This is a genomic window from Streptomyces sp. NPDC046909 (assembly GCF_040644695.1).
Classification (GTDB): domain Bacteria; phylum Actinomycetota; class Actinomycetes; order Streptomycetales; family Streptomycetaceae; genus Streptomyces.
Genome location: NZ_JBEYXC010000017.1, coordinates 221348 through 233678, shown reverse-complemented (window position 1 = coordinate 233678; position 12331 = coordinate 221348). Strand labels below are relative to the sequence as shown.

The window sequence follows — 12331 nt, the reverse complement described above, 5'->3', positions numbered from 1 at the left end:
CGCCTTCGTCATCGTGGTCGGCATGCTCAAGGGCGGCACCGGCAAGACCACCTCCGCCTGGTTCATCGCCCTCTACTACGCCGTCGTCCTCGACCTTCCGACGCTGCTGCTGGACGCGGACGCGACCAGTCAGTCCGCCTACGACTGGTTCAAGGTCGCCCAGGCCGCCGGCTTCGAGATCCCCGCCAACCTGGTCATCGAGCGCTACCCCTTCGACGACATTGCCGAGTACATCCGCACCAAGCGGGCCGAGTTCGGGGCGATCGTGGTCGACGCCGGCGGCGGCAGCGCCCGGATCTTCCACGAGGCTGTCACCGAGGCGAACCTGCTGCTCGTCCCGGTCGCCCCCACCAAGATCGAACGCCGCAAGCTCGTGGCCACCTTCGACGAGGCCGAACGCGCCGCCGCCCGCAACGAACACGACGTCACCGCCCACGTGGTCATGGTCAAGGCCGATGACCGCACCAGCCTGCCCGGCCGAGCCAAGGAGCAGCTGCTGGAGCCCGCCGAGGGCGAGGGCATCGGCCCGGACCGCGACGAGCCGTTCCCGCTCGCCGAGACCACCATCCACTCCTGGGTGCACTACATGGAGGCCTTCGGCGAGATCCCGACCGAGCTGAGCGAGTACGCCAACCTGGTGAAGGAGCTGACCCAGGCATGAGCGAGAAGAACGAGCGGCCGAAGCCGCCAGCCCGCCGCGCCGGCGGGCGCGCCCTGGGCGGGGCTGCCAAGAAGACGGCCCCGCCGCCCCCTCCTCCGGCAGCCGAGCTCACGCCCGAGCAGTTCGCCGCCGAACAGGCCGCCGCCCAGCACGAAGGCCGCCTCGATGTCGGCGAGTTCGAGGCCCAGCCCCCTTCCCCGGCCCTTGTGGAAACTGCGGCGCAGGGTGAGCCGACCGGGATGCTCCCTGAGGCACCGCAGCCCCAGGCCCCTCCGGCAGTCGATGTCGCGCCGCGCGGGCCTGGCCAGGCCCCGGCCGAGCAGGCGGCTCGGCCGACCGCGGTAGCGCCCGCGGTGCAGCCGGTTCCCTCGGGGCATCCGTCGCAGGGACCGGAGCAGTTCATGGCACGCGTTCCCGAGTCTTCAGCACCTGAGGTTGAGCCCGTGCAGCTGACCGAGCAGGTTTCGCAGGCCGGTTCGTCGCAGGCCGTCCCCACGGTGGCTGGGGTGTCGCCGACTGCTGAGGTTGCCGTCCGGCCAGCCGCTTCTCCGGTCCCCGGCGGTACGGCCTTCCCGGTGAGGAGCGATGTTCAGGGATCTCACCAGGCGCAGAACCCTCGCTCGGAGGCGGCGCCGAGCGAGGGAACCCCGTGGGCTCAGGGACCCGGTCGTCCCAAGGACATTCCTGAGACGGCCGTCGTCCTCAACCAGCGCATCATCATGCGCGAGAGTCTCGACTCCTCAGTCCCGGCCGTGCTGAGGCTGAAGAAGCGGATCAAGCGCTTCGCGCTGGACAACGAACTCGATCACCTGCCGATCGGCGACATCGTCTCGGTCGCACTGGACGAGTGGCTCACCGCCCGCGGTTTCTGACACGCGCGCCTTCCGGGTGGCCGCGAGATCTCTGCTCTCGCGGCCACCCGTCCGCCCGACTATCCCAATAGCCCAGTAGGCGGATAGCTATCCGCCTAGCCCGACCGAGTGGAGCTGGAGCAGTTCTCGTGGCCGATCACTCCCTATACGCCCGCAGACTGCGTGAAATCGCAGACGCGCTGGATGCCGAGGTCCCACCAACCAGCGACACACCTACACCGCATCCGGACACTCTGGACATCATCAGTAACCGACACACCAAACGCGGACAGTTCAACCACGCCGTTCCCGAAGTCCTCCAACTCCAGCGCAGGATCCGCCGCTGCAACGCCGACACCGGTGTACCGCACGGAGACATCGTGGCTCTGGCCGTCGACACCTGGCTCCGCGCCAACGGCTACCCGCCTGACCTCACTCGCCCCCAGGGCGAAGCGCCATGATCGGGCAGCCCGGAGAACTCTGGCGCGCGGGGCTACGACATGGTCAGTGCCGTCTGGAGCGGGACACGGCTCTCACCGTCAGTGATGTGCACCACCAGGTTGACCTAGAACGACTATGCCCGCCCTCGCCTCGGACCGCAGCGGTTCAAGGCGCTGGCTCTCCGTCTGCTCGGGCCGTCCGTGCAGATCTTCGGTAATGACCCCCTCACGTGGAGCCGCGCACCCCTCAGTCGACCTCGAGAGGAATCGAATGGTCGCTGCCGGGCGCGCCTCGGTGCGCTCGGCGGTCGAGGTGACGCAGTCTCGTGACCAGCCACATGTCACAACTCCCGGTGGAATCACCACTGTTGTGGTGCGTGCCACGCGTGGGCGGTACGTGAATGAGGCATTCGGAAGGGGAAGCAGCGACATGGATCCTGTGATCGTTGGAGCGGTGGTCACTGTGGCCGTCAGCCTTGTCAACGGCATAGTGAAGATCACTCAGCGGCGGGTGACCGCCGCCGTGGAGATTGCACGCAGCACCGAGGCCGGCCAGACGGACAGGATCCGCTGCACCACGGCGCAGGAATCCGGCCTCAGCCGGAACCGTGGCCCCCTCCGGGCCGGTGGGAACGGGGGTGGCCGTGATGGAGGACGCGCTGAGCAGTGACATTGACCTCGTCGAGCACGTCGAATCCAGTCCGGTCCCGCTGCCCGGCATCGAACTTGCCGAGGCCCTCCATCACGAGCAGTATCCGGCGCTGATCCGCTTCCTGCTTCTGAACGGAGCGTCCTGGGCAGAAGGATCGCGTCCCACGAAGTGGTGTAGTCGGGCAGTGGCCCGGAACGCGCGGGTGTCTGCCCGGGGCGTGCATCCGCTGACCGTGCATGCTCCCTGAACAAGGGCAGGCCATCGCGCAAGTCTCCCTGGTGAACGGGCAGTTCGACCGGAGGAGCACGCGATGGCCTTGTCCCAGTCTGAGCTGATGCGGCTGTTGGAGTCACTACGTCGGGCCGATGGAGTTGAAGCAATCAGGGTGGTGTGCGAGCGCATCCTGCAGGAGCTCATCGAGGCCGAGGCCACCGATGTGATCGGTGCTGGCCCGCATGAGCACTCCGACAAGCGCACGACCTGGCGCAATGGTCACCGCGAACGCCTGCTGACCACCCAGGCCGGCGACCTGGACCTGAAGATCCCGAAAGTGCGGACCGGGTCGTTCTTCCCCTCCCCGCTGGAACGCCGACGGCGCATCGACCGGGCGCTGTTCGCCGTGGTGATGGAGGCATACGTGCACGGCGTTTCCACCCGCAGCGTGGACGACCTGGTCAAAGCACTCGGCGCGGACTCCGGGATCTCCAAGTCGGAAGTGTCGCGGATCTGCGGCGAACTCGACGAAGAACTCGTGGCGTTCAAGGAACGGCCGCTGGACCACACGGTCTTCCCCTACGTCTTCCTGGACGCCACCTACTGCAAGGCCAGGGTGAATCACCGGATCGCCTCGCAGGCCGTGGTCATCGCGACCGGCATCTCCGCCACCGGACACCGCGAGATCCTCGGACTGATGGTCGGCGACAGCGAATCGAAGCCCTTCTGGACCAAATTCCTTCGGTCCTTACGGGCCCGCGGCCTCGAACACGTCCAGTTGGTCATCTCCGACAGCCACAGCGGCCTGGTCGCCGCGATCCGCACCGTCTTCCTCGGCTCGGCCTGGCAAAGGTGCCGCGTTCACTTCGTCCGGGACGTGTTCTCGGTGATCGAAAAGGGGTCCGGGGAGATGGTGGCGGCCACCATCCGCACGATCTTCGCGCAGACCACAGCCGAGCAGGTCCGCACCCAGCTGAACGTGGTCGCCGACATGCTCGGACGGCAATTCCCGCAGGTCAAGAAGATGTTGCTGGACTCCGCACCCGACATCACAGCCTTCGCCGACTTCCCGTCGGCCCACTGGAAGAAGATCTGGTCCACTAACCCGCTGGAACGGCTGAACCGGGAGATCAAACGACGGGCCGACGTCGTCCAAGTCTTCCCCAACCCCGCCGCCCTGGACCGGCTCGCCGCCGCGGTCCTGGCCGAACTCCACGACGAGTGGCAGGTCTTCGACCGCCGCTACCTCTCCGAGGGCTCCATGGCCGAACTCTTCACCACCCAACCAGTCTCACCCGAACCGAAGATCACCCCGCAACCGGAATCAAAACAGCTGCCGTGACTACACCATCCAGCGGGACATGACCCAGACCCGGCATCAGTTCACCCCGCACAGTCAGACAGATCTTCAAGACCTGGCGCCTCCTCATGCACTACATCATCGACGAGGACATCCCGCTCCCGCCCAACATCGTGGCGCGCATTGACCTCCCTGAGATCCCACCACAGGTCAAGGTGGCGCTGACGCCTAGGCAAGTCGCAGCAGTCGCCGCAGCAATGCGTCACGTGGAGCCCCGCTACGAGATTCTGATCTGGCTAGGAGCGTGCGCGGGCCTGCGCCAGGGTGAGGCCTTCGGGCTGAGACGAAGCCAGGTGATGTGGGAGCGCGGCTTGCTATGTGTCGTGGAGCAACGACAGCATGGCAAGGCTGTCCGCCTCAAGACCAGAGCCAGCTACGCCACGTTGCCGGTGGATCAGTTCCTGATCGAGCAGCTGGCCCGGCACACTGCGCGAAGCTCGGGCACGGAATCCGCTTCGTCGTACGCCGAGCACTTCGTGGATCAGTGCGGCCATACCGATCCAAGGGGCGAAGACCTGATTGTCACAAACCGCTTCGGCCGGCCTGTCCTCCATAGCGATTTCTATCGGAAATGGAGAAGGGCCGTGGTGCTGGCGGAACTTCCGGGCAGGACTCGCTTCCACGACCTCAAGCACTTCTACACCAGCATCCTCGGAGCCTCCGGCGAGCACGACCCGAAGACCGTGCAGGCGCTCTCGCGGCATGCAGAGTTCTCCGAGACCTGGGACACCTACGCCCATCCGCCACTGGCGGTGGAGGCAGCCCGCGTCACTGCGTTCGGCGCCGCATTCTCAAACGATGCTGACGTGGGCCAAACTGCTTGACGGACCAAGGACTTGATCAAACGTCGGCAGCCCACCGACGTGCGTGCGGCACGAAGGGCGGAGCCCTGTCTCTCTCCCCGCGGACACGAGCGCCTTCGCGCGGGATCGCCCTTGCGCCCGTTGGGGTGAGCGCAGAGGGTCCCCCCCACGCGTACCTGTCGCCAGGACGACGGGGCCGGGGCTCGTCGGCGGCTCCTTCTGCGGGAGGGCGGGCTCCGGCCGCCTGAGGTGCGCGTGCCGTGCAGGTGCACGGGGGCATCGACACGACGTTGGCGGCGGTCGCTGCCGGCGTTCGTCCCAACGGCACCGGCGCACAGCGGGACCAAGATGGCTTCGCTGCCGACAGGTGCGGTGATCGCAGGGGAAGGCCGCCTCCGCGGCCTTGTGTCAGTCACCGTGGCCGGTCGAGCTGATCAGCGCTATCAGGACGAGGAGGCAGGTGGTGAGGGTGATGACCTGCTCGGCGCTCCAGCCCTGCTGGATGGTGAGGGTGATCGCGGCGGCGGTCACGTAGGGCGCCGCCAGCCGCTCGCGACGAAGCTGTAGCTCGTTCACGTTCGGCTGCGGCGTCCCCCGTCATTCGCGCCACACCCATTGCGCCATGTGAGAAGAGAGAAGGACGATATCCATGTCGGCAACGCCCAGCAGCTGGAATCGCCGCACCGTCCTGCGCGGTTCGGCCGCAACAGCCGCAGTCGCTCCGCTGACCGGCTTCAAGTTCGTCCGTGACGGTGCGGCGCAGTCCGCCGCCACCGCGGCCCCCTCGGCGACAAGCCGTTCACCGTCCCCGCCTACGCGGCCACCTCGGCCACCGAGCCCCTGGTCCCGGCCACGATCCAGCGCCGCGCCGTGGGTCCGCGCGACGTGCTGATCGAAATCAAGTTCGCCGGCATCTGCCACTCGGACATCCACACCGTCCGCGGCCACTGGGGCACGCAGACCTATCCGCTGGTCGTCGGCCACGAGATCGCCGGAATCGTCACCCAGGTCGGAAGCAAGGTGACCCGCCACCGCGTCGGCGACCGCGTCGGGGTGGGCTGCATGGTCAACTCCTGCCGGACTTGCGCCAACTGCCGCAAGGGTCTGGAGCAGTACTGCCTCAACGGAAACGTACAGACCTACGCCGGCGTCGACCGGGACGGCACCATCACCCAGGGCGGGTACTCCACCCACGTCGTCGTCGACCAGGACTTCGTCCTCAGGGTCCCCAAGAGCATCCCGCTGGAGAAGGCCGCTTCCATCCTGTGCGCCGGCGTCACCACGTACTCCCCGCTGAGGCACTGGCGCGCCGGTCGCGGCAAGAAGGTGGCCATCAACGGGCTCGGCGGGCTGGGCCACATGGGCGTCCAGATGGCTCACGCGCTCGGCGCCGAGGTCACCGTCCTCTCGCGTACGCGCTGCACGCCGGCCGCGCCCAACCCGCCGTGACCGACCAACCGGTCAGCGTCTAGGACTACCCGTGTACGGCACCCGCTTCGGCGCCTCCGGCCGGTCGGTAAGCCGAAGCTGCCGAATACCCGGTTCCTGCGCCCGTCGCGTGCACAGGGCTTCGCGCACAGGAACGGGACCACCACGACACCGCCCCATCAACTCACTCGAAGGAGACCATCGTGACCCCGGCGGCCACCAGCCGACGCCCTCCAAACCGGCGGCCGGGAATGGGAGGGCCGCCGGCCCAGCGCGCGGGGAGTGCGGGCCGGGCGGCACCGGTCGGCGGTCAGGCTCCGGGGTGCAGTCCGAGCCAGCCCGGTGAGGGTTCTCCCTTGACCTCACCGAAGTACAGGGCGAAGGTCTGCTTCCAGCGCTCGATCGCCGCGCGGTCGGCCATGAACTTGGGGAAGCCGTCGAGGTTGCCGTTGGGGTACTCCCAGACGGGCTTGAGCCCGGTCGGCGGGGTGACGTCGGTGCGGACCGACCAGCCGTTGGTGGCGGCCTTCTGCTGCTCGACGGAGAGCCGCCAGTTCAGGTAGAGCTTGGCGGCGGTGGGGTTCTTGGCCTGCTTGAGGATCGCGGCCCGCTGTCCCCAGGACATGAACGGCGCCTTCTCGGGCAGCACCCACTTGACCGGGCCGGTGGACAGCGGCGCGCCGGAGCCGCCGATGCCGATGGCCTTCTGGCCGCTGGTGACGGCAGCGCTCGGGGTGTAGCTGCCGCGGGCGAACTGCAGGTTCTGGGTGGCCAGTCGAGCCAGCCAGTCCCAGCCGTACTTCTGCACGTAGAGGGTGTAGAGGTAGAGGACCGCGTCGTCGTCGTGCGGGTAGGAGGAGGCGATCTTCCCCTTCCAGCGGGCGTCGGCCAGGTCGAGCGGGCCGCTGGGGATGTCGGAGCCGACCGCGGCGGGACCGTACATGTAGCTGAACGCGCTCACCTGCACGGCGACCCACGCGCCGTGCGGGTCCTTGAAGGGAGCGTAGAGCTTGGAGAAGCCGGCCGGCTTGTAGGCGAGCAGGCGGCCCTGCTCCTTCCAGCGCACGAAGTCCTGAACGGTCTGCAGCTGTACGACGTCGGGTATCAGGGTGTCGGTCGCGAACTGGTTGTCGACGCGGACGTCGTGGAACTTGCTGTAGTCGACGACCACGGTCAGGTCGATGCCCGGGAACTGGCTCTTGAAGCCGTTGCGGATTCCGTCCGCCTGGGTGGAGACATCGCCGCCAGCGTAGAGCACGAGCTTGCCGCCCTCCGCGAGGGCTGCCTGGTAGAGCTCGTCAAGAGTCCGCTTCTCCTCGCCGCCGCCCGTTGCCACGCGCCCCGCAGAGGCTTGGCCGTTGGCGGCCTGAGCGGAAGTGGCGGAGGCAGCGGCGACGCCGAGACCGAGAGCGGCGCCCGCTCCGGTGGCAAGCAGGCGGCGTCGGCTGGGAAGGCTGGTCATGGTGGGGGTGAGCCTTTCTGTCCGTTCTGTTCTGTTCGGTTGTCTGTGTGGTGCGGCTGGACCACGGCGGTGGGGCAGCACGGCGCCCGGGTACGGCACGGGTGCTGTGCTGCTGCTGTGGGGTCAGAACATGGTGTTGTCGTTGGCGCTCTTCTCGGGCACCTCCTGGATCACGTCCCAGTGCTCGACGATCTTTCCGTCGGCGACGCGCCAGAAGTCCGCGACGGCCATGCCCCGGTCGCCGGGCTTGAGGTGCAGGTTGCTGTGGGTGACCACCAAGTCCCCTTCGGCGATCACGCGCTTGATGTCCAGGCGCAGGTCGGGGAACTGACCGCGCAGCCAGTGCACATAGCCGACGAAGGCCTGCGGTCCGTCCTGCGCCTCGGGGTTGTGCTGGGTGTAGCTCTCGCCGAGGTGTGCGGTGGCGGCCGCCTCGGGCTGATAGCCGTTGAACGCCTGCTCGTAGAAGCCGGTCACGAGTGCCTTGTTGTCCGCAGCTGACATCTCTGTCTCCTGTCCTCTCGGTGGGTGCGGTACGGCTCAGTCGGCCATGGCCTCGCGGACGAGCGCCGTGTCGACGAACTGTTCGAAGCGGACGATGAGTCCGCCCCGTACGACGAAGTGGTGGGCGACCCGGACGTCGATCGGCTTGCCCGTGGCCTTGTTGGTCGCGGTGTAGCGGGCGAGGACGACGACGTTCTCGCCGTCGACGACGTAGGTGTCGTCGTGGGCGGCCCAGCCGTCCCACTCCTTGCCGAGTTGCTCCATGACGTTCGAGGTGACGCCCTCGGGTGTGCGATAGGTCCCGGCCAGCGGGAAGCCGGCCATCTCCGTCCACTCCACGTCGGGGGCGAGGGTGGCGCGCAGGGCGTCCAGGTCGCCGGCGGCCGAGGCCAGGTACTGGCGGCGCACGACGTCGGCGGGCGCGGTGGAGGTGGCGAACTCGCTCATGGTCAGCCCCACTTCATCTCGCCCTTGGCGACCTTCGAGCCGATCTGTGCGGCGATCAGCATGCCGTTGCCGGGGAAGCGCTTGACGAGAGCGTCGTTCAGCGCGGCACCGTCGGCGGCCTTGCCGAGCTCCTCCTCGAAGGCGACCAGGTAGTCACGGGTGGCGCTGATGGCGGAGCCGTCGGCCGCGGTGCCGGGGAGGCGGTGGCCGGGGACGACCAGTTCCGGGTCAAGGGCGGCCATCTCGTCGAGCAGGTCGATCCAGGCGGCGCGGTCGCCGGGGGTGGGGGTGTCGGCGACCCAGACGTGCTCCTGCTGGAAGAGCAGGACGCCGCCGAGCAGGGCTCGGTGCTCGGCCTGCCAGAGGTAATGGCGGTCGGGCAGGCCGGCCGGGCCGCCCCTCAGCTCGAAGCGGTGGCCCTCCAGGGTGAGGTCACCGGTCAGCGGCTCGAGGTCGACCAGACGGGTGGGCAGGTTCGGGCCGAGCGCAGCCCAGGCCTTGAGCTTGCCCTCGTACGAGTGGGCGATGTGCTCGATGACGATCGGGGTGGCCACGAACCTCGCCTCGGGGAAGGCGTCGGCGATCACCTCGGCGCCGAAGTAGAAGTCGGGGTCGCCGTGGGAGACGAAGACGGTGGTCAGCGTCTTGCCGGAGTCGAGGATCTCGGCGACCAGACGGTGGCCGTCGGCGCGGGTGAAGGCCGCGTCCACCAGCAGGGCCTCGCTCTCGCCGGTGACGAGGGTGGCCGTCTTGTTCCTGGATCCGGCCGGGAAGTCGAGATCGAGGACCTTGAAGGAGAGAGTGCTCATGCGTGCTTCCTCGGGTGAAGGGTGATGGTCGGGGAAATCGCCTCGCGGCGAGGTGTACGACGTGAACCGGGTCGAGGCGGGCAGCCCGTGTCGAGCAGGGGTTCAGCCTTGGGTGCCCGGCTGGTCGAACGGGTGGAGGCTGAGGACGTGGGGTCGGACGAGTCGGCGCCGCGTGAATCGCCGATGTAGAGGCTGAGGCGGGCCTTGCCACGGTCGAGGGCAGCTCCGTCGCTCATGAACCGGCCGACGCCGGACGGGTTCATGGTGGCGTGGCCGAAGATGCCCTTGCGGCCGGCGGGCGGGGCGACACCCGTGCGGACGCCCGGGCGCCGATTGCGTGCTCCTGCACGTCCTTGGAGAGCAGCCGACTCAGGTACGGCTTGACGGCGGGCTGGTACGGAGCGTTCGCCGGTCCGCTCGGCGGTGGAGGAGGCGGCGGCGTCCGCCGAAGCGGGTGCCGCAGACAGGCCGGACGCGAGGACGCCGCCCATGGGAGCTACGACTCCGAAGGCGGCCAGGACGCGCTTTCCCATGGGGCGGACTCCACATCTGCGGGGTGGACACGGCGAAGTATCTGCCGACGCAGACAATATATCTGCCACAACAGATATTGCAACGGCAGATTCTTCCGCTCATGTTCTTCTGCCATCCTTGAGGAGTGAACGAGCAACTGCTGAACGACGACGACGTGACACTCTTCGGTCTCTTCGTGGAGGCCCACAGCCGTATCAAGCCCCTGGTGAACCGCGATCTCGATATACCGCACACCTGGTTCGAAGTGCTGCTGCGACTGGCCCGCACCCCCGACCACCAGCTCCGCATGACGGATCTGGCAGAGGCCGTGTCCTTCAGCTCGGGCGGCTTCACCCGGCTCGCCGACCGCATGGAGAAGGAAGGACTCATCCGCCGCGACCCCGATCCTGCCGACCGGCGAGCCGCACTCGCCGTACTGACCGACAAGGGCGGTCAGGCGCTCGACCACGCACTGACCGCCCACGTCTCCCACCTGCGCAACCACCTCTCCGGACCACTCTCAGCCCAGGACCGCCGCCACCTTGAGCGCATCCTGCGCACGCTCCGCGACGCGAACGCGTAAGCTCCTGTCCCTGATCCGGATCACCGCCGCGGGCTTCGGACGCCGCCAGAGCCTGCCTCTGGCTCCACCGGCGACCGATCTTGGCGAGCACGTTGCAGTAGCTGCTTCCCGGCGTCCTGCGTCCCGCTGGGCCTATGACGGCCGTCACGACCCGGTGCCGTACGCCCGGCTCCTCGCGCTGATCGAGGTCGCGTCCAGGCCCAGGCCCAGGGCCTCACCACCGCGAGGTCACCCGTTCCTGCGCGGGCGCCGCTCTCCATTCCTCGCCGTGGCCCGTCGAGGTCACCGACGACGAGCGGAGCACCGTCCTGACCGCCGCGGACGGCGGGGTCCTGCGCTTGCACCGCGCCCTGGACTCCACCACACCCGACACCCGCCCCGCGACGGCGGCCGGCAGCTTCCTCGCGATGCGGGTCCGGCCGGCCGGGGTGCGCTCGCGTCGGCTGGCCCAGCAGGCCACGGTGGCCGGGCACGGCCGGTGAGACGGTGTCCTGCCCGAGGTGCGGCTGCTGGCCGAGTGGCCCGATGGCGAGGAGGAACCGCCCCGGTTCTGGCTGTCCGACCTGCCCGACGACACACCGATCCCGGAGCTGGTCCGCCTGGCAAAGATTCGCTGGCGCATTGAGCACGACTACCGGGAACTCAAGCACGGCCTGGGCCTGGACCATTTCGAGGGCCGTTCCTGGACCGGGTGGCATCACCACGTCCCCCTGGTCACCGCCGCCCACGCGTTCCTCACCGAGCAGCGGCTGGCCCCAAAAGCCGATACAGCACTCGCCCTGTACCAGATCCTCGACGCCATCCAGGCCCTGCTGAACTGCTGGACCGGTACCGGCACCACCTGCCACCAACCCCTGCCCGGAAGGACAACACCAAGATCGAGAAAAACCTGACGGAGTCCTACTAGTCGCCGTGTGACGGGCCGATATGCAGTTCGGAGTCGGTCAGCCCGCATCGACTCCGAGTTCGATCACCGGTCCAACCAGGGCAAGAGCCTGATCGACGACCTCGTCCAGGCCTTCGCTGCCGTCGCTGTCCACCCAGCGGCGCAGGGCGGCCTGGAAGGCCGTCAGCGCGACGCCGGCAGCGACGGCAGGACGCAGGTCGACGTCCGGATCCAGTCCGGCACGCAGGGCGAGGATGCCGGTCATCTCGGCCTGCCACTGGGACTGCCGCTCCAGGAAGCGGGCCAGAAGGGCCGGGGTGTCGAGGATCAGTCTGCTCACGCGCAGCATCTTGGCCGGATTGCCGACGCTCATCGAGGTGAACACCGACAGGGCGCGACGCAACGCCACCGCGGGCGGCTCGTCGGCGGGCCGGGCGTTCAGCTCCGCGCACAGCCTCACGCCGGCTTCCGCCAGCATGTGCACGATCACGTCTTCCTTGGAATCGAAGTAGCGCGAGAACGTACGGCGTGACATTCCCACGGCGGCCACGATCTGGTCGACCGTCGTCTCTTCGAAACCCTGGTCGGCCAGCAGCTTGACCGCGGCCTCCGCCAGTTCGCTGCGCACGAGCAGGCGCTTGCGCTCCGCCATGGTGGCCGCCGGGGCCGTCTTCGCATCTCCCACGACACCGATGCTAGTCCGAGCCAGGCGAGTCTCT

General features: G+C 68.3%; 13 protein-coding genes and 2 pseudogenes. 8 read left to right on the top strand and 7 right to left on the bottom strand.

What is annotated here, in order from left to right; translation table 11 throughout:
* The 5 genes from ABZ928_RS41895 to ABZ928_RS41875 all read left to right on the top strand — a co-directional run.
* A partial coding sequence (locus tag ABZ928_RS41895) for a ParA family protein (protein WP_361531202.1) occupies positions 1-661 on the top strand: 661 nt, incomplete at its 5' end.
* On the top strand, positions 658-1533 hold the full coding sequence (locus ABZ928_RS41890; protein ID WP_361531199.1) for a hypothetical protein: 876 nt from the start codon (positions 658-660) through the stop codon (positions 1531-1533). The genes ABZ928_RS41895 and ABZ928_RS41890, both read left to right, overlap by 4 nt.
* 1066 nt (positions 1534-2599) lie before the next feature.
* Complete coding sequence (locus ABZ928_RS41885) at positions 2600-2851, top strand: hypothetical protein (RefSeq protein WP_361531196.1); 252 nt, start codon at positions 2600-2602, stop codon at positions 2849-2851.
* A gap of 63 nt (positions 2852-2914) precedes the next feature.
* A complete protein-coding gene (locus ABZ928_RS41880; protein ID WP_361531193.1) occupies positions 2915-4159 on the top strand; it encodes an IS256 family transposase in 1245 nt (414 codons plus the stop codon).
* An 86-nt stretch (positions 4160-4245) separates the two neighbouring features.
* Positions 4246-5001, top strand: coding sequence for a tyrosine-type recombinase/integrase (locus ABZ928_RS41875; RefSeq protein ID WP_361531190.1), 756 nt, complete (start codon positions 4246-4248; stop codon positions 4999-5001).
* Positions 5002-5388: 387 nt separating this feature from the next.
* On the opposite strand, the gene ABZ928_RS41870 is transcribed toward ABZ928_RS41875, so the two are convergent.
* Positions 5389-5556, bottom strand: a complete 168-nt coding sequence (locus ABZ928_RS41870; RefSeq protein WP_361531187.1) for a hypothetical protein — start codon at positions 5554-5556, stop codon at positions 5389-5391.
* 264 nt (positions 5557-5820) lie between these two features.
* On the opposite strand from ABZ928_RS41870, the pseudogene ABZ928_RS41865 reads away from it, so the two are divergent.
* Positions 5821-6393, top strand: a pseudogene (locus tag ABZ928_RS41865) (NAD(P)-dependent alcohol dehydrogenase); the annotation flags it as partial.
* A gap of 325 nt (positions 6394-6718) precedes the next feature.
* On the opposite strand, the gene ABZ928_RS41860 reads toward ABZ928_RS41865, so the two are convergent.
* The 5 genes from ABZ928_RS41860 to ABZ928_RS41840 all read right to left on the bottom strand — a co-directional run bounded on the left by ABZ928_RS41860 (position 6719) and on the right by ABZ928_RS41840 (position 10163).
* Entirely contained in the window at positions 6719-7870 is a 1152-nt protein-coding gene (locus ABZ928_RS41860) for an ABC transporter substrate-binding protein (protein ID WP_361531184.1), read from the bottom strand.
* Between the two features lie 123 nt (positions 7871-7993).
* Complete coding sequence (locus ABZ928_RS41855; RefSeq protein ID WP_361531181.1) at positions 7994-8374, bottom strand: nuclear transport factor 2 family protein; 381 nt, start codon at positions 8372-8374, stop codon at positions 7994-7996.
* Positions 8375-8410: 36 nt separating this feature from the next.
* Positions 8411-8821, bottom strand: a complete 411-nt coding sequence (locus ABZ928_RS41850) for a nuclear transport factor 2 family protein (protein WP_361531178.1) — start codon at positions 8819-8821, stop codon at positions 8411-8413.
* Between the two features lie 2 nt (positions 8822-8823).
* A complete protein-coding gene (locus ABZ928_RS41845) occupies positions 8824-9630 on the bottom strand; it encodes an MBL fold metallo-hydrolase (protein ID WP_361531175.1) in 807 nt (268 codons plus the stop codon).
* Entirely contained in the window at positions 9627-10163 is a 537-nt protein-coding gene (locus ABZ928_RS41840; RefSeq protein WP_361531172.1) for a hypothetical protein, read from the bottom strand. The genes ABZ928_RS41845 and ABZ928_RS41840 overlap by 4 nt, the downstream gene beginning before the upstream one ends.
* Positions 10164-10288: 125 nt before the next feature.
* On the opposite strand from ABZ928_RS41840, the gene ABZ928_RS41835 reads away from it, so the two are divergent.
* On the top strand, positions 10289-10726 hold the full coding sequence (locus ABZ928_RS41835) for a MarR family transcriptional regulator (RefSeq protein ID WP_361531169.1): 438 nt from the start codon (positions 10289-10291) through the stop codon (positions 10724-10726).
* Positions 10727-11124: 398 nt separating this feature from the next.
* A pseudogene (locus tag ABZ928_RS41830) lies at positions 11125-11542 on the top strand (transposase); the annotation flags it as partial.
* Between the two features lie 128 nt (positions 11543-11670).
* On the opposite strand, the gene ABZ928_RS41825 reads toward ABZ928_RS41830, so the two are convergent.
* Positions 11671-12264, bottom strand: coding sequence for a TetR family transcriptional regulator (locus tag ABZ928_RS41825; protein WP_361531166.1), 594 nt, complete (start codon positions 12262-12264; stop codon positions 11671-11673).
* Positions 12265-12331 lie beyond the last annotated feature (67 nt).

Bases quoted from the DNA above. Each gene is read 5' to 3' on its own strand.
- ABZ928_RS41890 (WP_361531199.1), top strand. From the start codon at position 658: ATGAGCGAGAAGAACGAGCGGCCGAAGCCGCCAGCCCGCCGCGCCGGC.
- ABZ928_RS41885 (WP_361531196.1), top strand. From the start codon at position 2,600: ATGGAGGACGCGCTGAGCAGTGACATTGACCTCGTCGAGCACGTCGAA.
- ABZ928_RS41880 (WP_361531193.1), top strand. From the start codon at position 2,915: ATGGCCTTGTCCCAGTCTGAGCTGATGCGGCTGTTGGAGTCACTACGT.
- ABZ928_RS41875 (WP_361531190.1), top strand. From the start codon at position 4,246: ATGCACTACATCATCGACGAGGACATCCCGCTCCCGCCCAACATCGTG.
- ABZ928_RS41860 (WP_361531184.1), bottom strand. From the start codon at position 7,870: ATGACCAGCCTTCCCAGCCGACGCCGCCTGCTTGCCACCGGAGCGGGC.
- ABZ928_RS41855 (WP_361531181.1), bottom strand. From the start codon at position 8,374: ATGTCAGCTGCGGACAACAAGGCACTCGTGACCGGCTTCTACGAGCAG.
- ABZ928_RS41850 (WP_361531178.1), bottom strand. From the start codon at position 8,821: ATGAGCGAGTTCGCCACCTCCACCGCGCCCGCCGACGTCGTGCGCCGC.
- ABZ928_RS41845 (WP_361531175.1), bottom strand. From the start codon at position 9,630: ATGAGCACTCTCTCCTTCAAGGTCCTCGATCTCGACTTCCCGGCCGGA.
- ABZ928_RS41840 (WP_361531172.1), bottom strand. From the start codon at position 10,163: ATGGGAAAGCGCGTCCTGGCCGCCTTCGGAGTCGTAGCTCCCATGGGC.
- ABZ928_RS41825 (WP_361531166.1), bottom strand. From the start codon at position 12,264: ATGGCGGAGCGCAAGCGCCTGCTCGTGCGCAGCGAACTGGCGGAGGCC.